Origin of the sequence: Pseudomonas sp. PvP009 (assembly GCF_017832995.1) — a bacterium.
GTDB classification, from domain to species: Bacteria; Pseudomonadota; Gammaproteobacteria; order Pseudomonadales; family Pseudomonadaceae; genus Aquipseudomonas; species Aquipseudomonas syringae.
On sequence record NZ_JAFIBG010000001.1, the window covers coordinates 1,356,627 to 1,374,567 of the forward strand.

General features: G+C 59.7%; 22 protein-coding genes. 8 read left to right on the top strand and 14 right to left on the bottom strand.

The features are described 5' to 3' along the window. Window positions 1-16 precede the first annotated feature (16 nt). From JOE29_RS05955 to JOE29_RS05985, 7 genes are read right to left on the bottom strand one after another with little or no spacing between them, the layout of a single operon-like run. Window positions 17-1,384, bottom strand: a complete 1,368-nt coding sequence (locus JOE29_RS05955) for an ATP-binding protein (protein ID WP_100073588.1) — start codon at window positions 1,382-1,384, stop codon at window positions 17-19. Beyond that, window positions 1,381-2,043, bottom strand: coding sequence for a response regulator (locus JOE29_RS05960; protein ID WP_003393295.1), 663 nt, complete (start codon window positions 2,041-2,043; stop codon window positions 1,381-1,383). The genes JOE29_RS05955 and JOE29_RS05960 overlap by 4 nt, the downstream gene beginning before the upstream one ends. 10 nt (window positions 2,044-2,053) lie before the next feature. Next, complete coding sequence (locus JOE29_RS05965) at window positions 2,054-2,695, bottom strand: tetratricopeptide repeat protein (protein ID WP_003393294.1); 642 nt, start codon at window positions 2,693-2,695, stop codon at window positions 2,054-2,056. Further along, window positions 2,692-3,501: an SDR family oxidoreductase gene (locus JOE29_RS05970; RefSeq protein ID WP_003418319.1), complete on the bottom strand. Its 810-nt coding sequence runs from the start codon at window positions 3,499-3,501 to the stop codon at window positions 2,692-2,694. Before JOE29_RS05970 ends, JOE29_RS05965 begins: the two co-directional genes overlap by 4 nt. Then, window positions 3,488-4,177: an iron-containing redox enzyme family protein gene (locus JOE29_RS05975; RefSeq protein ID WP_003418317.1), complete on the bottom strand. Its 690-nt coding sequence runs from the start codon at window positions 4,175-4,177 to the stop codon at window positions 3,488-3,490. The genes JOE29_RS05970 and JOE29_RS05975 overlap by 14 nt, the downstream gene beginning before the upstream one ends. Beyond that, window positions 4,174-5,655, bottom strand: a complete 1,482-nt coding sequence (locus tag JOE29_RS05980) for an AMP-binding protein (RefSeq protein WP_057445705.1) — start codon at window positions 5,653-5,655, stop codon at window positions 4,174-4,176. The genes JOE29_RS05975 and JOE29_RS05980 overlap by 4 nt, the downstream gene beginning before the upstream one ends. Continuing rightward, the gene (locus JOE29_RS05985) at window positions 5,645-6,322 is read right to left on the bottom strand and encodes a thermostable hemolysin (RefSeq protein ID WP_024664874.1); all 678 of its coding nucleotides are present in this window, start codon (window positions 6,320-6,322) and stop codon (window positions 5,645-5,647) included. The genes JOE29_RS05980 and JOE29_RS05985 overlap by 11 nt, the downstream gene beginning before the upstream one ends. A gap of 288 nt (window positions 6,323-6,610) precedes the next feature. On the opposite strand from JOE29_RS05985, the gene JOE29_RS05990 reads away from it, so the two are divergent. Together JOE29_RS05990 and JOE29_RS05995 are read left to right on the top strand one after the other, a co-directional pair. Further along, window positions 6,611-7,948, top strand: a complete 1,338-nt coding sequence (locus tag JOE29_RS05990) for a DEAD/DEAH box helicase (protein ID WP_003402477.1) — start codon at window positions 6,611-6,613, stop codon at window positions 7,946-7,948. Between the two features lie 184 nt (window positions 7,949-8,132). After that, the gene (locus JOE29_RS05995; protein ID WP_003349651.1) at window positions 8,133-8,435 is read left to right on the top strand and encodes a hypothetical protein; all 303 of its coding nucleotides are present in this window, start codon (window positions 8,133-8,135) and stop codon (window positions 8,433-8,435) included. 198 nt (window positions 8,436-8,633) lie between these two features. Here JOE29_RS05995 and JOE29_RS06000 read toward each other — a convergent pair whose 3' ends face one another. The 4 genes from JOE29_RS06000 to JOE29_RS06015 all read right to left on the bottom strand — a co-directional run bounded on the left by JOE29_RS06000 (window position 8,634) and on the right by JOE29_RS06015 (window position 11,308). Continuing rightward, the gene (locus JOE29_RS06000; protein WP_003418306.1) at window positions 8,634-9,497 is read right to left on the bottom strand and encodes a DUF6279 family lipoprotein; all 864 of its coding nucleotides are present in this window, start codon (window positions 9,495-9,497) and stop codon (window positions 8,634-8,636) included. A gap of 69 nt (window positions 9,498-9,566) precedes the next feature. After that, a complete protein-coding gene (locus JOE29_RS06005) occupies window positions 9,567-10,295 on the bottom strand; it encodes a TorF family putative porin (RefSeq protein ID WP_011268648.1) in 729 nt (242 codons plus the stop codon). Between the two features lie 144 nt (window positions 10,296-10,439). Beyond that, window positions 10,440-10,952: a hypothetical protein gene (locus JOE29_RS06010; RefSeq protein WP_003314495.1), complete on the bottom strand. Its 513-nt coding sequence runs from the start codon at window positions 10,950-10,952 to the stop codon at window positions 10,440-10,442. A gap of 167 nt (window positions 10,953-11,119) precedes the next feature. Continuing rightward, window positions 11,120-11,308, bottom strand: a complete 189-nt coding sequence (locus JOE29_RS06015) for a hypothetical protein (RefSeq protein ID WP_002554403.1) — start codon at window positions 11,306-11,308, stop codon at window positions 11,120-11,122. Between the two features lie 306 nt (window positions 11,309-11,614). On the opposite strand from JOE29_RS06015, the gene JOE29_RS06020 reads away from it, so the two are divergent. Then, the gene (locus tag JOE29_RS06020) at window positions 11,615-12,451 is read left to right on the top strand and encodes a S1-like domain-containing RNA-binding protein (protein ID WP_003314497.1); all 837 of its coding nucleotides are present in this window, start codon (window positions 11,615-11,617) and stop codon (window positions 12,449-12,451) included. A gap of 69 nt (window positions 12,452-12,520) precedes the next feature. Here the strand turns inward: JOE29_RS06020 and JOE29_RS06025 are convergent, their stop codons facing one another. Further along, window positions 12,521-13,153, bottom strand: coding sequence for a DsbA family oxidoreductase (locus JOE29_RS06025; protein WP_003393283.1), 633 nt, complete (start codon window positions 13,151-13,153; stop codon window positions 12,521-12,523). 144 nt (window positions 13,154-13,297) lie between these two features. Here JOE29_RS06025 and JOE29_RS06030 point away from each other — a divergent pair, with 144 nt between their 5' ends. Then, window positions 13,298-13,699, top strand: a complete 402-nt coding sequence (locus tag JOE29_RS06030) for a DUF2177 family protein (RefSeq protein ID WP_122219765.1) — start codon at window positions 13,298-13,300, stop codon at window positions 13,697-13,699. A gap of 90 nt (window positions 13,700-13,789) precedes the next feature. Here the strand turns inward: JOE29_RS06030 and JOE29_RS06035 are convergent, their stop codons facing one another. Continuing rightward, entirely contained in the window at window positions 13,790-14,170 is a 381-nt protein-coding gene (locus JOE29_RS06035) for a hypothetical protein (RefSeq protein WP_003314501.1), read from the bottom strand. A gap of 220 nt (window positions 14,171-14,390) precedes the next feature. On the opposite strand from JOE29_RS06035, the gene JOE29_RS06040 reads away from it, so the two are divergent. From JOE29_RS06040 to def, 3 genes are all read left to right on the top strand, one after another. Then, the gene (locus tag JOE29_RS06040) at window positions 14,391-14,582 is read left to right on the top strand and encodes a CsbD family protein (RefSeq protein WP_003314503.1); all 192 of its coding nucleotides are present in this window, start codon (window positions 14,391-14,393) and stop codon (window positions 14,580-14,582) included. A 226-nt stretch (window positions 14,583-14,808) separates the two neighbouring features. Next, window positions 14,809-15,774, top strand: a complete 966-nt coding sequence (locus JOE29_RS06045) for a YihY/virulence factor BrkB family protein (protein ID WP_003314504.1) — start codon at window positions 14,809-14,811, stop codon at window positions 15,772-15,774. 50 nt (window positions 15,775-15,824) lie between these two features. Further along, the gene (gene def / locus JOE29_RS06050) at window positions 15,825-16,364 is read left to right on the top strand and encodes a peptide deformylase (RefSeq protein WP_074952024.1); all 540 of its coding nucleotides are present in this window, start codon (window positions 15,825-15,827) and stop codon (window positions 16,362-16,364) included. Between the two features lie 24 nt (window positions 16,365-16,388). Here the strand turns inward: def and JOE29_RS06055 are convergent, their stop codons facing one another. Further along, window positions 16,389-16,799 carry a GNAT family N-acetyltransferase gene (locus JOE29_RS06055; protein WP_210079019.1) on the bottom strand — a complete coding sequence of 137 codons (411 nt, stop codon included), beginning with the start codon at window positions 16,797-16,799 and terminating at the stop codon, window positions 16,389-16,391. Between the two features lie 120 nt (window positions 16,800-16,919). On the opposite strand from JOE29_RS06055, the gene JOE29_RS06060 reads away from it, so the two are divergent. Beyond that, window positions 16,920-17,933: an ABC transporter substrate-binding protein gene (locus JOE29_RS06060; RefSeq protein WP_210079021.1), complete on the top strand. Its 1,014-nt coding sequence runs from the start codon at window positions 16,920-16,922 to the stop codon at window positions 17,931-17,933. Window positions 17,934-17,941 lie beyond the last annotated feature (8 nt).

The window sequence follows — 17,941 nt, forward strand, 5'->3', positions numbered from 1 at the left end:
GCGCGTTGCTCAATGCTCAGCGCAACGGCGCCTGCAGACTGGCCCTGAGCCCGCCCTCCGGACGATTGTCGAGGCTCACGTTGCCGCCCATCAGCAGCGCGACTTTCTCCACGATGGCCAGCCCCAGACCTACCCCTTGATCGTTGCCACGGCTGTAGAACGGCTCGAACAAGCGTTCGCGCTCCTGCTCATCGATACCGGGGCCCTGATCGTCGACATTGAGCCGGAAGCAATGCTCACTGAACGTCAGCCCCACCGTGACCTGGCCGCCCTCGGGTGAGAAGTTGACGGCATTGGTGATCAGGTTGTGCAAGGCGATGTCCAGCGCGGGGAAGTCCACCGTTACGTCGCGGCTGGCTTCACTGCACTCAAAGGACAACTCCAGATGCTTGCTCAGCACCCACGGGGTCAATTGCACCAGACTGTCGCGCACAGCGCTGACCAGATCCACCGCCACCTTGCCCGCTGGCGACGGGCCGGGTTCCAGGCGCGCAATGGTCAGCAACTGGTTGACCAGCCGCGTGGTGCGGTCCACGCCGATGATCAGGTAGCCCAGCGACTGTTGCCGCTGCGCTTCGTTGTGCGCTTCCAGTACGTTTTGCGCGTGCACACGCAGGACCGCCAGAGGCGTGCGCATTTCGTGGGCCGCATCGGCAATGAAGCGCCGCTCGCGTTTGAGCAGGTCCTGAATCTGTCCCAGCAGGCGGTTCAGGGCGGCCTGCATGGGTTCCAGTTCGGTAGGCAGGGCGTTGAGCTGCAGGGGGTGCAGAGCACCGGCGTTACGGCCGCGCAGGGTATTGGCGAAATCGGCCAGCGGCCTCAGCCCCCAGCGGATCGCCAGCCAGATGGCGATCATCAGCACCAGACTGCCGATCAGGTTCGGCAAGACTGTGTGACGCACAATGCGATTGACCAGATCCGAGCGCACGTCATCGCGCTCACCGACCCAGACCAGCAGACCATGCTGCTCGTCCCTGAGCACGAAGGCTCGCCATTGATGGCCGGCCATGTCGTTGAAATCACTGAACCCGGTGCTCTGTGGCGGATGAGTGAAGGTCGGGGCGCTGGCAGTGTGTACCAGCGAGTTGTTGTCCTTGTCCCAGACCTGAAAGGCGATCTTGCCCTCGTAAGGGTGGCCGTCCACACGGGGTTCGGCCTGGGCGAGGGCCTGATTGAAGGCCTGATAGAGCTGCGCATGTTCCTTGCGCTCCATGGGCATGCGCATCACGCCTTCCAGCAGCCTCGCGTTCTGCGCCAGTTGGGCATCGTAGATTTCCGCGATTTCGTGATTGCTGTCATGCACGTTGAACAGCGTCAGTACCAGAAGACCACTCAACAGCAGGCCGATGATCAGGGTCAGTGTGCGGCGGCGTATCGACTTCAAGAACGCTCCTCCACCAGATAACCCACGCCTCGAATGGTACGGATCAGGGTGCTGGAAAACTTTTTGCGCAGATGGTGAATGTGCACTTCGAGGGTGTTGCTTTCGGCCTCTTCGTTCCAGCCATAGAGCAGCTGCATCAGCCGTTCGCGGGTCATGACCCTGCCTGGCGGCGAGAGCAATTCATACAGCAATTGGTATTCCTTGGGCGTCAGGGCAACTGCGGCATCGTGATAGCTGACCTGTTGCGTGCTGGGGTCCAGGCGGATGCCGTTGTGTTCGATCAGCACCTTGGCACGCCCGGCACTGCGGCGTAGCAGGGCGCGCAAGCGGGCTTTGAGCTCGGACACATCGAAGGGTTTGACCAGATAATCGTCAGCGCCACTGTCCAGGCCGATAATCCGGTCTTCGGTGGCGTCGCGTGCGGTCAGGATCATGACCGGCAGCGTCGAGCCGCTGTGACGCAGTCGACGCAGTACTTCAAACCCACTCAGCGTCGGCAGGCCGACGTCGAGAATGGCCAGATCGAAGCTCTCGCTGAGCAGGGCATGCAGGGCGCTGCTGCCGTCCTTGATCCAGTCAACGGTGTAGCCTTCCCGGCTGAGTGCCTGCTGAATGCCTTCGCCCAGTGCAACGTCGTCTTCGATAAGCAGCAGACGCATGGTGTCTCCGTCAGTTGAGCTTCTTGTTCACGCTGGTGAGCAGCGACTGGATGTCTTTCCTGCGCCCGGCGTCGGCCTCTTCACGGCCCGGACGGGGTGGTGCCTGCAACGCCTTGTTCAAAGCTTGCTGTGCTTGAGCATAGTTGCCCTGATCGAACTGATGTTGCGCCGAGAAAAATAGCGTATCTATGCCGTTCGGGTTGATTTTCAACGCTTGCTCCAGCAATTGCCCGGCCTTGGCCGAGTCGCCGAAGCCTATCGGCCAACCCGGAACCTTGTCATACAGCGCTGCCAGGCTGGTGTAGGCCGAGCCCTGCAAGGCATTGGCGTCCAGGGTCATGGCCTTTTCCAGGTCGGCCTTTGCCTGTTTGGCTTTGCCCAGCGCGCCAAGGCCGCCTTGTGCCCCGGCCCAACTGCTGGTGACGATGCCCGACCAGATCCACGCTTCTGCTGCGTCAGGACGATCCTGAGTGAAGGCCGTGGCTTGCGTGGCCAGCTTCTCGAATGCATCGACACGCTGCTTCTCGGGCAGGCCGTACTGAATATGCGCCCATTCCTTCTGGATACCGGCCAGACGCTGCTGGTCGGGTGCATCGAGTGCCCAGAGCGGCAGGCTGATCAGGCTCATGACGACGAAAGCGATTCTTTTCATGGTATGTGCTTCTCTTGCGCAATGGGTGAACTGTGGTGGCGGATCAACGGGAGATGCTTGCGCAGGCCCCAGTCCACGAGGGTCGGCAACAGGCTGTTGAGCCTGATGAAAAAACGCTCCGGCCACCCCAGGTAAAGCTCTCTGCGGTTACCTGCAATGGCCTGGAGCACCGCTTGGGCGACGTCTTGCGGGTCGTCGACTGCCGAACTCAGCGCGTCGTTCAGTGCCTGTGCTGCGGCGCTGTTCATGCTGGTCCGGGTGGCGCGCGGGGCGACGTACAGTACGCCCACCCGGGTGTCGGCCAGCTCGCGACGCAGCGCTTCGGAAAACCCTCGCAACGCAAACTTGCTGGCGCAGTAGGTGGCATACCCGGCATGGCCGATGGAGCCGTAGGTAGAACCGACGTTGACCACCATGGCTTCGCTGGCCTGCTTGAGCACCGGCAGCATCAGGCTGGTCAACTGGATCGGGGCATGCACATTAAGGGTCAGCATGGAATCGATGTCGCTGGCTGACAGCTGTTCAAGCATCGCGAAATGGTTGGTGCCCGCCGCATTGATCAGCAGGTTGACGCCAGGCACGGCGCCGACCGCGCGGACCACTTGCTGACGACCCTGTGCCGTGCACAGGTCCGCCTCGACCCAGTGCAGGTTGGCTGGGTAGAGTTCGAGCAGCTGACGCAGCGGATGCACATGGCGCGACACTGCCAGCACCTTGGCACCCTGGCTGCACAATGCTTCGGCAATGGCCAGACCGATGCCGCCGCTGGCACCCGTAAGGACGACGTGCGCGTCAGGCAGCCGCATGAGCCGACTCCTGGTGCGCGGTCAGGGCAGCGCCCGGCAACTCGCGAAACATGTCGGTGTACAGGCGGTAAACCATGCGCGACGCATGAATCACGGCCTGTTGATCGTCCGGATCATCGACCTTGTCCATCAGTGTGCGGAAGGTTTCCATGTGGCCGATGTCCAGGCTGCCGTGAGAACTCAGGTAGCTGAACGCTTCTGGCCCAAGGCCGAGCCCTTTGCGCATGCTGTCTGCTGCGTGCGTGGCCAGGGCAATGCTGGTGCCTTCCAGCACATTGACCATGCCGAACAGGCCCACCGGGTTGCCACGTGCGATCAGGTCGTAAAGGTAGGCGACCATCAGTTCGACAGGCGCGCCGGGTTGGCCGTTTTCCACGGCATCTGCCTGCCCACCGCAGGCACGCAGATCGTTGAGTACCCACTTTTCATGCCCGTATTCGTCCTCGATGTACTCACAGACGGCCGCGCGCAGCCATTCCATGCGCGACGGCAGCCGCGCGCCGCAAGCCATCATCAACGGCACGGTGTGGCGCACGTGGTAGTAGGCCTGAGTCAGAAACGCCCGGTAACTTTCCAGGCTGACCTGGCCGGCCATTGCCTGGCGGATGATCGGCAGATTGAACAGGGTTTCGCGTTGTTCCTGGGTCGCATCCTGCAGGGTCTGAAAAAAACTCATGACAAGGCACCTTGGGTCAGGTTGGAGGGAGTAAAAAGTGTTTGGTAGCGTTCAAGAATGGCCTCGCGGCGAGGCCGGCCATTCGCGGTAGACAAACCGTTTGCGGGGCTGAAAGGCTCGTCGAGGCGGGTCCAGCTCGTGACGCGGGCGTAATCGGGCAGCGCCTGATTGGCCTTGTTGACGGCCTCGTCGATCTGCAGGTCAGTGGTGCCGGGGCGCGATGGCCAGAGCAGGGCGTGGTTGGACGGCAGGGCCTCGCCATACACGAATGCCTGGGCAATACAGTGGCTCTGGGTCAGTTCGGCTTCGATCCATTCCGGATTGACGTTGCGTCCGAAGCTGGTCACGAACTGATGTTTCTTGCGGCCTTTCAAGTACAGGTAGCCGTCAGCATCGAGCTCACCCAGATCGCCGGTAGGCCACCAGGCCGGTGCGGGTGTCGTGTCGCCCAGATAGCCGAGCATCGGACTGCCGGCCACCAGCACTTCGCCGTCATCGGCCAGGCGTAGCCAGATGTGCGGCAGTGGGCGACCGACGCTGCCGGCACGCTGGGCGTCCGGTCGATTGAGGGTGATGACCGAGGCGCACTCCGACAGGCCATAGCCCTCGAAGACCGGCAGGCCTGCCGCTTGAGCGCGCGACAGCAGATCAAGGCTGACGCGCGCGCCACCGACTGCAGCGAAGCTCAGCATCGACGCATCGAACGCACCCGCTTCGCAGGCCGTCACCAGCAGCAGCAACAATTGCGGAACCAGAATCATGCTGTCCGGGCGGCGCTGTTGCAAAAACATCAGCAGACGCGAGGCGTCGACGCCACTGGCACCCTGGATACCCAGTTCCTGCTGGCTTGGCAGGCTGATGCGTGCGCCGGCATACAGGGCTGCATAACAGCCGATGTTTTCCAGCAGGATCGCCAGCGGCAACAGGCTCAGATGGTGTACAGGTCGCACCGACTGACTGGCTTCATGAAGCCCGCGAGCGACCCGGAGGATGCTGTCGGCACTCAGGCACACGCCCTTGGGGGTGCCTGTGGTGCCCGAGGTAAAGGTCAGTTTAGTGGTGCCCACTGGCATGTACACTTGCTCGGCAGCGCGGCGTTGCCAGAATGCGCCGTGTTGTCTGTAATCAGAGGCCTGCAGCTCTTGGGCGAAGAGCGACCCGGTGATCACCGTGTCCGCCTGGCTTCGTTGCAGGCAATGCCGTCTTTGGGTGAGGCTGAAGAACGGCGGCAGCGCCACGCAGCTCAGGCCTTCGAACAGCACGGCCAGGTCCCAGAGCAGGGCGTCGGGGCTGTTGTCCAGCATCAGCGCCACGATCCGCGCATTGGCGACGCGCAATTGTTCGCGGCGCTGCGTAATCTCCTCGACCAGTGCGGCGTAATCCAGCGTCCGGTCTTCGCCTTGCAGGGCGATGGCCCGGGGCTGCTCATCGGCCAGCGTCTGCAGTCTTAGCCAAAAGGCTTCACGTTCATGCGACATGGCAATCAGGCTCCAGTGTCTGTGGCAGTCCAAAACGTTCGAAAATGCCCATGCTGCTCAGGTGCAGAAAACCGGCACGGATATCGCCGACATGCACGCTGGGCCGTGAGTCGTAATACGAGCCCCAGGTGTGACGCCCTTCGCCCAGACGGGCCGGATCGGCAGCGCATAGCGTGACCGGATTCAGGCCCAGACGATTGAAGCTGTTGACCAGGGCCGCATTGCCGGTAAAGGCGACCCATTCAAACCCGCTCATCGCCAGCAACCAGGTCACTGTGATGATGCTCAGTCGAGCGCTGCCCAGGCTGTTGGCCGCCAGGTTGCCGACTTCGACGATGCCCTGGCGCTCGATCAAGCGGCCTGCCGCAGCGTTGACCTGCTGTTCGATGGGCGCATCCAGATAGTTCTCCAGAAACAATGTGCCGGCGCTGGCGTGACGAATACCGGCCACGGCACACAGCGCGCCGCTGCCGTCCTGGAGCCCGAAAAGCTCCGGCATGAATTGCCTGACGTCGGCGTCGTGGGCTTTGCGAAATTGTTGCTGAACGAACAGTTCCAGAGGTTCACGCTGCTGTTCATGCGCCAAGGCGCGGAAGAGGGTCAGGGTGGGTGCCCCGGTATTGCCAAAACTCAGCGGTAGACGAATGTTCGAATCGATATCAGGCATTGGCGAGGCTCCTCCCCCGGTCAGCGAGTAGGGTGGAGTATCGAAGCGGTTTCTTAACCGAATCTGAAGGTAGACAAAGAAATCACGACCTTCGATTTCCTGCGCGCAAGAGGGGTGAAATATCGGCGCGAGGCGCGGGGTGACGGCGTTGTCTGGCGACGTTTCGAATGACCTTTATTCGCCCGTTGGTAAACAAAATCGGCCTTTGGTGGTAAAGAAACTCGGCCCCGGCGCTCGAAACCGTTACGCTATGCAGCTGTATTTTTGTTTTTCGTCGAGGTAGCACCCGTGTTTTCCGAATTCGCCCTGCACGAACGCCTGCTCAAAGCTGTGGCCGAGCTTAAATTTGTCGAGCCTACGCCCGTGCAGGCGGCCGCCATTCCGCTCGCACTGCAAGGGCGCGACCTGCGGGTGACTGCGCAAACCGGTAGCGGCAAGACCGCCGCATTTGTGCTGCCGATCCTCAACCGTCTGATCGGCCCGGCCAAGGTTCGCGTCGACATCCGTGCGGTGATCCTGCTGCCGACCCGTGAGCTGGCTCAGCAGACGCTCAAGGAAGTCGAGCGCTTTTCGCAGTTCACTTTCGTCAAGGCCGGTTTGATCACCGGTGGCGAGGACTTCAAGGTTCAGGCTGCCATGCTGCGCAAGGTGCCGGACATTCTGATCGGCACGCCGGGTCGTCTGCTGGAGCAGTTGAACGCAGGCAATCTGGACCTCAAGCACGTTGAAGTGCTGGTACTGGACGAAGCCGACCGCATGCTGGACATGGGCTTCTCCGAAGACGTCGAGCGTCTGGCCGGCGAATGTGCCGGTCGTGAGCAGACCATGCTGTTCTCGGCGACCACCGGCGGCGCTGGCTTGCGGGAAATGATCGGCAAGGTGCTCAAGGATCCGCAGCACCTGCAAGTCAACAGCGTCAGCGAGCTGGCTTCCGGCACACGCCACCAGATCATCACTGCTGATCACAATGTGCACAAAGAGCAGGTTCTCAACTGGTTGCTGGCCAACGAGACTTACCAGAAAGCCATTATCTTCACCAACACCAAGGCCATGGCCGACCGTCTGTATGGCCGCCTGGTGGCGCTGGAATACAAGGCGTTCGTGCTGCACGGCGACAAGGACCAGAAGGACCGCAAGGCGGCCATCGACCGTCTCAAGCAAGGCGGCGCGAAAATCATGGTCGCCACCGATGTGGCGGCTCGTGGCCTTGATGTCGAAGGTCTGGACATGGTGATCAACTTCGACATGCCACGCAGCGGCGATGACTACGTTCACCGCGTCGGACGTACCGGCCGTGCAGGCAGCGACGGTCTGGCGATCTCGCTGATCTGTCATGGCGACTGGAACCTGATGTCGAGCGTGGAGCGCTACCTCAAGCAGAGCTTCGAGCGTCGCGTCATCAAGGAAGTCAAAGGCACCTACGGCGGGCCGAAGAAGGTCAAGGCCTCCGGCAAGGCGGTAGGCGTCAAGAAGAAAAAGACCGACGCTAAGGGCGACAAGAAGAAGGTCGCGGCCAAAGGGCCAACCAAACGCAAGACGGTCAACCGTCCCAAGTCCGACCTGGTCAGCCAGGACGGCATGGCCCCGCTGAAAAAACGCAGCACCCCGGCCCCGGCTGCCGAGTGATTGCCGTGATCGCTCCCGTGCATTCGGGAGCGATCAACCTCTTTACAGTCCTGACAACGCCTCGTTATACCGCCCGCCAGCTTCTCTGAACCGCCATACACCTCGCAGGTCACACCCTTTGAGTCGCATGCCCGTGGCTGGAGGTCATGGGTGATCATTCCATGCTGGACGGAGGTTTAGAAAAATGACTTACAACTGGGACCTTATCGAGCGTTTGCTGCACGATGTGCAGAACAACGGCACCCCATCGACATCCACTGAATTCGAGACATTGCTCAATCGCAGCTACATCGAACCGCGTCCTCGCGAGGAAGGCGGAGATGGCTCGACGTACATGCTGACAAAGCGCGGCGCGAGCCTGCTGGCCTTGATCGACAGCAGCATTCCGGGGAACGACCACCCGCGTCAGGTGCTCAATGAGCAGGCCGGCGACCCCCTTGACCCCGCGCTCTTCGACACCATCGCCAAAAAGCCCCAGATCGCATAGAACGGCTTACCCACGCGGAGCACGGGTACGATAGTTGTAGAGCTATCGTTCCTCACGCTCCGCGTGGGAATGCATTGGGTGACGCTCCGCGTCACGATTCTGCGCCGCGCCGCGCACTCAAGGCAGTACGCAGAGCGTCCGGAACGGCATACCTACGCGGAGCATGGGTACGATAGTTCTGGTGAGAGGGCTACCGGATCACTTCTGCGACTTCAGGCAGTCTAGGTCGGTGAAGTCCTTGCGCATGTCGGCGATGCGGCTCAGCAGTTTGGCGCGTTGTTCCGGGGTGCTCAGGGCGGTGATGTCGACGATCAGCGATATCGCGGCCTTCTCGGTCTGGTCGTAGGCCTTGCGGTATTCAGGGGTCCAGAACGTCTCGCGGTCCTGCAATAGCGCGGCGATGCGTTGCGGAAAGTCGCTGGCCTGACGCTGCTGCACCGTGGCCAGGAACAGGTTCTGCCAGCGCGTACGGTTTTCAATCCAGGCCTTGTTCTGTTCGCCCAGCGATGCAGACCAGGCCTGAATGCGATCTTTCTGCGCCTGATTGAGCTTGCCGACCCACGGCGTCACGCGTTTCTGCATACGGTCGGCACGTTCTGCGATCTGGCGTTCCAGTGGCTGGTCGAGGTATTTGTTTTCGCGCTTGCGCTGATCCTTGGCGAACGATTCCTGCATCTCCTGCACCTGCTTGTCGTCAAAGCGCGACAGCAACTCCACCGCAGACGGGGTGATTTCCTTCGAGATCTTGGCAATCGCCTCTTTGGCTTCGCTGGTACGAGCCTGCAGCCCTTCGTACGTCACCTGGTCGGTCTTGACCATGTCCTCGAGTTTGTCCAGCCAGGTCAGGTATTCCGGCAGCTGGGTGCTGCAGTGCCAGCTCAAGTGTTGCTTGAGGCGCACGTCCAGCCAGCCTTTCTGTTCCGAATTCATGTCCAGGTAGTCGCTGAGCGTCCACGGAATGATCACGTCGAGGTTGCGATACGCCAGTCCTACCTGATTGCATCCTGTGAGCAGTGCAACGGTCATCAACAGCGTGACGAATGCTTTGAATAAAGACTGCATGACATCTCCTTGGCGTACTGACGTGCAGTAGAGGAGCGTAGCGTCTGGCAGTTCAACCGGTTTGGGCCTTTAAAAGAATGAACGCACCGCTTTGAGGGTAAACGTCCCGTCACAGCGTGCGTTGTGGCCGCTGTAAACGCTGCAATCGCCGCCGCTCAGGCTGGAGCCGCTGTAGATGAGGTTCATGTCGATGCCCAGCCAGGGGCGTGACAGGTTCAGCGACCAGTCGTTGAAGCCGTTGATCAACCCGCCGTCGGCGGCGGACTGCGGGGTATCGAACTGGTGATTGGCGTACTGCATGCGCACCCCGACGCCGAGTTGCTCGATGGCGCCCAGATCGACGAATACCGTACTGTCGCGGGTGCCGACATCGTTGCTGAAGGCCGCGCCGATCCGGCTGTCACGCATGCGCAGACCGGCATAGAACTCGTGGCTGTCGATCTGGCTGGTGTCGGGGTAACTGTAACGAATCATCCCCAGCTCGTAGCCAAGGGTGTTATCGAAGGGCTTCTTGAAGCCCATGTAGGAATCGAGCTCCATTCCGGTATCGGAGGCCAGGCCCATGTTGGGCGCCCATTGCCCGAAGTAGAAACCGCTCTCGTGAGTCAGGTCCATGCCGCCGTGAAAGGAGCCGGAGCCGCCGGTGGGCGTTACCAGACCCTGGGCCATGCTGCGCGTAGGCGTGGTGGCGAGTTTCAGGTCGAAGTCGCCCAGATCCCGCTCCAGAACCTGGGCAGAGACGGACTGACAAACAAGCATGGCGCTGAAAGACAGCACGTGTAAGCGATGGCTGAGCATGGCTCACTCCTTGATCTGCGAGGAGTGTGGTCAGGGATGGCGTATCGAAAATGGCTCAGGAGCCGACACATGCCGCGAGCTAGAGCCTCGCAAGCATACCGTCGAAATGAGCAGAGGGCGGACCGTTCGTCGATCCGTTGTGTGTCAGTTGGCCGCAGTGGTGCGCGCAGAGGGGATGATCAGACCGCGAATCACCACCAGCGCCTGCTCGAACGACGGGTAGCCGCTCTTGGCGACGTCCAGTTGGGCGTATTCAGCCTGGTAACGTTCGGCAAGCTTTGGATCGCTGACGCTCAATTGCTGGGAGAGCAGGGCGATGGCCAGGGGATGCTTGTGTTTCGCAGCGGTTTGCAGCAAATCGATAATCTGCTTTGGGTCGGCCTGCTGGCGAATCAGCAACACGGCCTGATAGAACTCGGCTTCGCCCGACGCGTCGTCAAGTGCGGCTCGGCGCAGCATGGCTTCGGCCAGCTCATAGTTTTCGCGGTTGTCTTCGCTGATCAGCAGTTTGGCCTGCAGCATGTCGTTCTGATACAGCAGGTGCTCCGCCCGGCAAGGGCTGTCGGTGAGCTGACTGTCGTTGGGGCCATTTTCGCAGTGGTGCGACGCGCAGCCGCCAAGGTAGACAAGTGCACCGAAAAGCATCCAGTTCTTCATTCGAGCATTCCACAAAGAAGATAACGTCCAGAGCGTGATCCAGCTCGTGGTCATAGTGATATCAGAGGAGAGAGTAGCAGCGTGGCCGGAAGAATATCCAGCGAAGGATGGTCAATCTAGCGCCTTGAGTGTCAAGGCGCGTAGAGATCGACAGGCAGGACGCGGTTTTACTTTTTACCGAGATTGATCTGCTTGGAAGGTGCGAAGGTCTGGCCACTCACGCCTTTGGCAATTTGCTGGATTTCACCGCCGGACTTCAGGAAAGCTGCAATCTGCGCGTTGATCGAGTCGCTCGTTTCAACGGCTGGGGCGGGTTTGGCTTTCGAGTGGGATGCTTTGATACGCATGGCTGCCATTTACCTTCATAAACGTAATACGGCCAGCCAGAGTACAGGAAACGCTTGATTATTGCTTGGTGAATATGGCATTCGCCCGAGCCGGGCCTGTAATCGGTGGCTGGCCGGATTTCTTCTAAATGGCGCTAACCGACTGTTTTCAGATATAAATTTTCGATGAGGCGCTGCGCCGCCGCCCAGCAAGGCCGATTGATGGGTAACCGGGAAACTGACGAGTGGAGGCTGCATCGCCACCTTCGGCCACGCAACGCGAACCCGGACTCAAAGTCGGGTAGAATGCCGCCCACGTAATGAGGGTATCTGGAAATGGCTTTAATCGGGCGCTACAACAGCTTGCAAATCGTCAAGCACACGAACTTCGGTCTTTATCTGGACGGTGCGCAGGATGGTGAAATCCTTCTGCCCAATCGGTACATCCCCAAGGACGTTCCTACGGAAGATGAAGACTGGCTCAATGTGTTCGTCTATCTGGATAGCGAAGACAAGCTGCTCGCCACCACTGAAAAGCCCAAGGTGCAGGTCGGTGAGTTCGCCAGCCTGAAGGTGGTTGAAGTCAACAGCATCGGTGTGTTCCTCGACTGGGGCCTGCCCAAGGACCTGTTGCTGCCATACTCCGAAGAGAAGCGCACCCTGCAGGCCGGTGATTACTGCGTGGTTCACGTCTACCTCGACAAGCACACACGGCGCATCACCGCCACTGCGCGTCTGGACCGCTACCTGGATAAAACTCCCGCCAATTACAGCGTGGGGCAGGAAGTCGATTTGCTGGTCGCCGAAGCGACCGACATGGGCTTCAAGGCGATCATCAACAACAAGCACTGGGGCCTGATTCACAAGAACGAAGTGTTCAAGTTCATGCGCGCCGGCAAGCAGGAAAAAGGCTACATCAAGGAAATTCGCAGCGACGGCAATATCAGCCTGAGCCTGCAGCCCGTCGGTGCAGAGGCCGCAAGCAGCTTGAATTCGAAGATTCTTGCCAAGCTGCGCGAGAACGACGGCACGCTGCCAGTCAGCGATAAAAGTGATCCGCAGGTTATCAGCGGCCTGTTTGGCGTCAGCAAGGGCAACTTCAAAAAGGCCATTGGTGCGTTGTACAAGCAGGGCCAGATCGTGATTCACGCCGACCGTATCGAGCTGGTCTGATACGGCATCGCAGCCTGGGTGCCCTTGAGTTAATCGATGTGAGCTGCAATCGACGCAGCTTGCGGCACCTCAGGCCCAGGTGGCGAGCGCGTCTATTTCCTGGCTCAGGCGATCAAACGGCAAGGTGCCGTTGAATACCCGGGCGTCTTCCAGTGCCTCGCCACTGCGTCGCAGCAGCAGGACCGGCACCGCTCTCAGTCCAAGCTTTTGCGCCAATTGCTGGTCGTCCATCACGGCCTTTTCGAAATGACCGGCGTTGAGTGCCTGCTCCATCGCTTGCCGATCCAGCCCAAGGGTGGCGGCCAGCTCGAGCAACGTGTGCGTCTCGCCGATATCCAGCCCCTTTTCGAAGAAAGCCCGATAAGCCTCTTTGTGGAAGGCTTCAAAACTTCCTGCGTTCCTGGCAAAGGCCGCGGCTTCCAGCACCTTGCGGCTGCGCGGCTGAACGCTGGGCATCTTCATTGTCACCTGACGCCTGTCGGCCATCGGCAGCACTGAGCGAGACCAGGTTTCACGCAGATAATCGGCACTCGGGTCGAGCAGTGCCAGCGGATCAGGGCGCAGTTCAAAGGCATGCCAATTGAATTCGAGCCGTTCACCGTAGGTTTGCTGAAGCTGTTCCAGGACGGCCAGTTGCAGGTAGCAGAAGGGGCAGACGTAGTCGCTCCAGACATCTATTTTCAGGGGACCAACAGTGTTCATGTGCTTGAAACTCCATAACGCTCGTTAACACTGACTCCCTTAACCTTTTAAAAGTCCTGAAGTTGGATGGATCAATGTCTACCTTTGGTCGGTCATACCCTCAAGCGGGCTTTCCCGGCCCTGAAACTTCATCAAGGACGCGCCATGAAAAGAATACTGATCGCTTACTTCGGCACATTGCTGGCGTTTCTGATCCTCGACGGACTGTGGCTGGGCGTGTTGATGGGGCCGACCTACCGTGAATGGCTCGGACCACTGATGCTCGATACGCCGGTATTGGGGCCTGCCATCGCGTTTTATCTAATGTACGGAGCGGGGGTGGTGTTTTTCGGCGTCATGCCTGCGCTCAGAGTGCAGCGACTGAGCCATGCGACATTGTGCAGCGGTCTGCTGGGGCTGATTGCCTATGGCACCTATGACCTGACCAACTGGGCCACCTTGCAGGGCTGGCCGGCGCAGCTGGCGCTGGTGGATCATGCGTGGGGCACGATTGTGTCGGCGCTGGCCGGTACGGCGGGCTATCTGGCGGTACGTAAGTTTGCCTGAAGCGCTGTGCCGCAATGAGCGTTGCCGATGCGCAACGTTCACCCGACACAGTGCGCGAGCGTAGCGGCTACGCTGCCGCTACGTTCAGAGTTACTTCTGCAGGAAGCTGGCAAAACTCAGGTTGCTGCCCTTGGGGCGCATGTCCTTGAGGAAAGAGTCCTTGTCGGCGCTCAGCTCCAGGCTGACGGTCGGCTTGCGCTTGTCGGCATTGCGCACTTCAAGGCCTTCCATGTGATCGCGCATGAAGACCGTGGTCACTTTCAAATGCAGCAACTGGTCGGTTTCAGGCGTGTGCAGCAGCAGGTGCAGCCACTCGTACTGACCTACTTGCAGGCGCGGGACAGGCAGGTCGAACCACCAGATGTTTCTTTTGTGGTCCAGCACGGCGAAATGCGTGTTGTTGACGCCCAGCACTGCACCACCCAGATCCTGGTTTCTGCGTGCGATGGCCAGCTTTTTATCGAGTTTCATAACGTTCCTGTGAATCGGTGTGTTCAGCGTGTCGGCCCTGCCGGACAACGGTGGCGCGCATTCTCGCACAAACTCTGCCGCAAACCTGCCCCAATGCACGGCAGATGAGCGGCAACAGGGCCCCGAAAATAGTTGAAACTCTTTGCCTCCCACACAGGTCAATCTTTTGTCGAGTACGACATCCGATTCCAGTGCGGTCTTCAGACCCAGGAGATTTTCGATGAGCAGCACCAGCGATAAAGCCAAAGGTATGGCCAACGAAGCAGTTGGTAACGTCAAGCAGGCTGTTGGCAAGGCTACCGACAATGACAAGCTGCAGGCTGAAGGCAAGGTACAAGAGCTGAAAGGCGAAGGCCAGCAGGCCGTAGGCAAGGTCAAGGATGCGATCAAGAAGGGCGTTGACAAGGCTTGAGTCGATTGTTTCCGGCGCGTTGGCGCCGGGAGCATGCATTACCGATAACGGTCATCCACGGATGGCCGTTATGCTTTCTGCTCTGCGGGACTGAAACCTTTCATGGCCTGTCCAGTCAATGTGCCATCGGTATTCGCGTATCGGCTCCGTCAGCGCGATATGTCATCTAGGACATGCCGGTTTTCAGGATGTAAGGTTTTCCAGTAAGGGAGCGAGAGGAAGCGCCATGATTTTCCCCCATTTGCGTAAATTGAAAGTCGGCAAGGTGCTGGTGAGAACCGTCAATGAGTTCCTCGATGACGAGATGTCCACCTATGCATCTGCACTGGCTTACCAGATGCTGTTTTCTCTGTTTCCGTTCCTGCTGTTTCTGATCGCGCTGATCGGTTTCTTGCATCTGCCGGACTTTTTCTCCTGGTTGCGACTGCAATCGGAGTTCCTCTTGCCGCCGCAGGCCCTCGAGCAGGTCAACCCGGTCATCGACCAGTTGCAGCAGTCCAAGGGTGGCTTGCTGTCGATCGGTATCGTCATCGCGCTGTGGACCGCGTCAGCGGGCGTGCGCCTGATGATGAGCGCCATGAACGCTGCGTACGACGTCGTCGAAGGGCGTCCTATCTGGAAGCGTCTGCCGCTGTCGATTCTCTACACCGTAGGCATTGCCGGCATGTTGCTGGCGGCAGCCGCCTTCATGGTGCTCGGGCCGCAGGTCATGAACTGGATTGCCGCGCAGATCGGCATGGAAGACTTCATCGTCACACTGTGGACCATCCTGCGCTGGCCCGCGATCATCATTCTGCTGATGGTCGCTGTGGCACTGATCTATTACGTGATGCCTGACGTCAAACAGGAGTTTCGCTTCATCACTCCAGGTTCGGTGCTGGCCGTGGTGGTATGGATCGTTGCTTCCCTGGCCTTCGGTTTTTACGTCAAGACCTTTGCCGACTACAACGCCATGTACGGCAGCATCGGCGCGATCATCGTGCTGCTGCTGTATTTCTACATCTCGGCGGCGGTGCTGTTGCTGGGGGCGGAAATGAATGCGGTGATCGAGCACATGTCCGCTGAAGGCAAGGACGCAGGCGAGAAGGAAGCCGGTGACGGCGGCGAAGAAAGCAGCGAGACAGACAAGCAGCATGTCTCGGGTCTGGGCCGCGACCACTCGGTGCCGCTGCAGAAGGCTGACGAAGCCTGATCGATTTCTGTGGCAAGATCGCTTTTTAAGTCGGCAAGAGACAGGCAGTCATGATCCACAAAATCCTGAAGATGGGCGATGAGCGCTTGTTGCGCATCGCCCCTCCGGTGCCCGCAGAGATGTTCGGCAGCAGCGAGCTCGATACGCTGATTGCTGACATGTTCGAAACCATGCACAGCGTCGGCGGTGTTGGCTTGGCGGCACCGCAGATCGGCATTGACCTGCAACTGGTGATTTTCGGTTTCGAGCGCAACGAGCGCTATCCCCAGGCCGAGGCGGTCCCGCAGACGATCCTCATCAACCCGCTGATCACCCCGCTGAGCCCGACGCTGGAAGAGGGCTGGGAAGGGTGTCTGTCAGTGCCCGGATTGCGCGGCATGGTGGACCGTTATCAGAGCATTCGTTACGAAGGCTACGATCCTCAGGGGCAGCCCATCGAACGTGTTGCCCATGGTTTTCACGCACGCGTCGTTCAGCATGAATGCGACCACCTGATCGGTCGACTTTACCCATCCCGCATCACCGATTTCAGTAAATTCGGCTTCATGGACGTGATGTTTCCGGACATGGACCCCAACGCCGACGAGTGATCGTCGTGTGGCACAGCGAAGCCGTCAGGCTTCGCGGCACAGTGCTATCAGCGGCTTGCTGCGGCTGTAACGCATGAATCGTTCGCCGAGGGTCTGTGGCAGACGCTGTGCCGTCTCGAATCCTGAGCGTTGGTAGAAGCCCAGCAGATCAGGATGGCAGAACAGCCACACCGGCCCGCCCAGAGGTTGCAATGCCGCTTCGATCAGGCCCCGCGCCACTGCCTGTCCACGCAGCGCCGGCGCCACGAACAGCCCGGTCAGCCAATGCCCCTCTGCAACAGGCGTCAAGCACAACGCGCCGATGATTTCTGCCTGCTTTGCAACCCATGCCTGGCCTTTGCTGGCAGCGCGCATTGACGACTGGTGCTCGCGGTAGAACTTGCCCAGCAATGGGCGACACTCATCAGGTAGCGAATAGAACTGGATTTCGGACATTGCGGCTGCGCTTGAAATAGGAGCCTTGCATCATACAGAGGCTCAAGCCGTGACAACTAATCGGCGCAGGCTGGTGTCGATACTTTCAGACCCGTTTCTTCCGCGCCATTTGAGGTGAGCATGAAATCAATAACACGACTACTGGGCTGTTCACTTCTGGCGCTGGGCCTACTGGGGCAGACCGCGACAGCGGCTGAAAAAACCAAGCCTATCCAGTTTGGCGCGCTGACCTGGGAAAGCGGCAGCCTGATCACTGAAGTCCTGCGTACCATTGTCGAGAAGGGCTATGGCTACCCGACCGATACCCTGCCAGGCAGTACGGTCAGCCTGGAAACCGCGCTGGCGAAAAATGATATTCAGGTGATCGCCGAAGAATGGACCGGACGCAGCCCGGTGTGGGTCAAGGCTGAAGAGGAAGGCAATGTGCTCGGCCTGGGCAACATCGTCAAGGGCGCGACCGAAGGCTGGTGGGTGCCCGAGTACGTGATCAAGGGCGACGCCGCCAAAGGCATCAAACCGCTGGCGCCGGACCTGAAATCTGTTGCGGATCTGGCGCGCCACAAGGACGTCTTCAAAGACCCGGAATCGCCGGACAAAGGCCGGTTCCTCAACAGCCCGAGCGGCTGGACTTCGGAAATCGTCAACACCCAGAAACTCAAGGCTTATGGCCTGGCCGACAGCTTCGTCAACTTCCGCACCGGCTCGGGCGCAGCACTGGACGCCGAGGTCGCATCGTCCATCCGGCGCGGCAAGCCGGTGTTGTTTTACTACTGGTCACCTACGCCGCTGTTGGGCAAGTACAAGCTGATCAAACTGGACGAGCCCGCCTTTGACGCCGAGGCCTGGAAAACCCTGACCGACGCCAGCAACCCCAACCCGCGCGGCACGTCTTCGCTGGCGGCAACGCTGTCGATCGGCGTATCGGCAGAATTCAGCAAGCAATACCCTGAGCTGGTGAGTGTCTTCAAGGGCGTGGATTTCCCGATTGACCTGCTGAACAAGACCTTGGGCGAAATGAGTGACAAGCACGAGGATGCCAAGGTCGTGGCTGCACGCTTTCTCAAGCAACATCCCGACGTCTGGAAAGCCTGGTTGCCTGCCGATGTGGCGGAACGGGTCAGCAGCAGTCTTTAACGTTCACT

Coding starts and splice junctions, on each gene's coding strand:
- JOE29_RS06025 (WP_003393283.1), bottom strand. CDS start 13,153: ATGAACACTGTTGGTCCCCTGAAAATAGATGTCTGGAGCGACTACGTC.
- JOE29_RS06005 (WP_011268648.1), bottom strand. CDS start 10,295: ATGCTCAGCCATCGCTTACACGTGCTGTCTTTCAGCGCCATGCTTGTT.
- JOE29_RS05960 (WP_003393295.1), bottom strand. CDS start 2,043: ATGCGTCTGCTGCTTATCGAAGACGACGTTGCACTGGGCGAAGGCATT.
- JOE29_RS06035 (WP_003314501.1), bottom strand. CDS start 14,170: ATGAAACTCGATAAAAAGCTGGCCATCGCACGCAGAAACCAGGATCTG.
- JOE29_RS06055 (WP_210079019.1), bottom strand. CDS start 16,799: ATGTCCGAAATCCAGTTCTATTCGCTACCTGATGAGTGTCGCCCATTG.
- JOE29_RS05970 (WP_003418319.1), bottom strand. CDS start 3,501: ATGCGGCTGCCTGACGCGCACGTCGTCCTTACGGGTGCCAGCGGCGGC.
- JOE29_RS06045 (WP_003314504.1), top strand. CDS start 14,809: ATGATTTTCCCCCATTTGCGTAAATTGAAAGTCGGCAAGGTGCTGGTG.
- JOE29_RS05985 (WP_024664874.1), bottom strand. CDS start 6,322: ATGCCTGATATCGATTCGAACATTCGTCTACCGCTGAGTTTTGGCAAT.
- JOE29_RS06015 (WP_002554403.1), bottom strand. CDS start 11,308: ATGGCAGCCATGCGTATCAAAGCATCCCACTCGAAAGCCAAACCCGCC.
- JOE29_RS06060 (WP_210079021.1), top strand. CDS start 16,920: ATGAAATCAATAACACGACTACTGGGCTGTTCACTTCTGGCGCTGGGC.
- JOE29_RS05975 (WP_003418317.1), bottom strand. CDS start 4,177: ATGAGTTTTTTTCAGACCCTGCAGGATGCGACCCAGGAACAACGCGAA.
- JOE29_RS06020 (WP_003314497.1), top strand. CDS start 11,615: ATGGCTTTAATCGGGCGCTACAACAGCTTGCAAATCGTCAAGCACACG.
- JOE29_RS06010 (WP_003314495.1), bottom strand. CDS start 10,952: ATGAAGAACTGGATGCTTTTCGGTGCACTTGTCTACCTTGGCGGCTGC.
- JOE29_RS05995 (WP_003349651.1), top strand. CDS start 8,133: ATGACTTACAACTGGGACCTTATCGAGCGTTTGCTGCACGATGTGCAG.
- JOE29_RS06030 (WP_122219765.1), top strand. CDS start 13,298: ATGAAAAGAATACTGATCGCTTACTTCGGCACATTGCTGGCGTTTCTG.
- JOE29_RS06040 (WP_003314503.1), top strand. CDS start 14,391: ATGAGCAGCACCAGCGATAAAGCCAAAGGTATGGCCAACGAAGCAGTT.
- def (WP_074952024.1), top strand. CDS start 15,825: ATGATCCACAAAATCCTGAAGATGGGCGATGAGCGCTTGTTGCGCATC.
- JOE29_RS05965 (WP_003393294.1), bottom strand. CDS start 2,695: ATGAAAAGAATCGCTTTCGTCGTCATGAGCCTGATCAGCCTGCCGCTC.
- JOE29_RS06000 (WP_003418306.1), bottom strand. CDS start 9,497: ATGCAGTCTTTATTCAAAGCATTCGTCACGCTGTTGATGACCGTTGCA.
- JOE29_RS05980 (WP_057445705.1), bottom strand. CDS start 5,655: ATGTCGCATGAACGTGAAGCCTTTTGGCTAAGACTGCAGACGCTGGCC.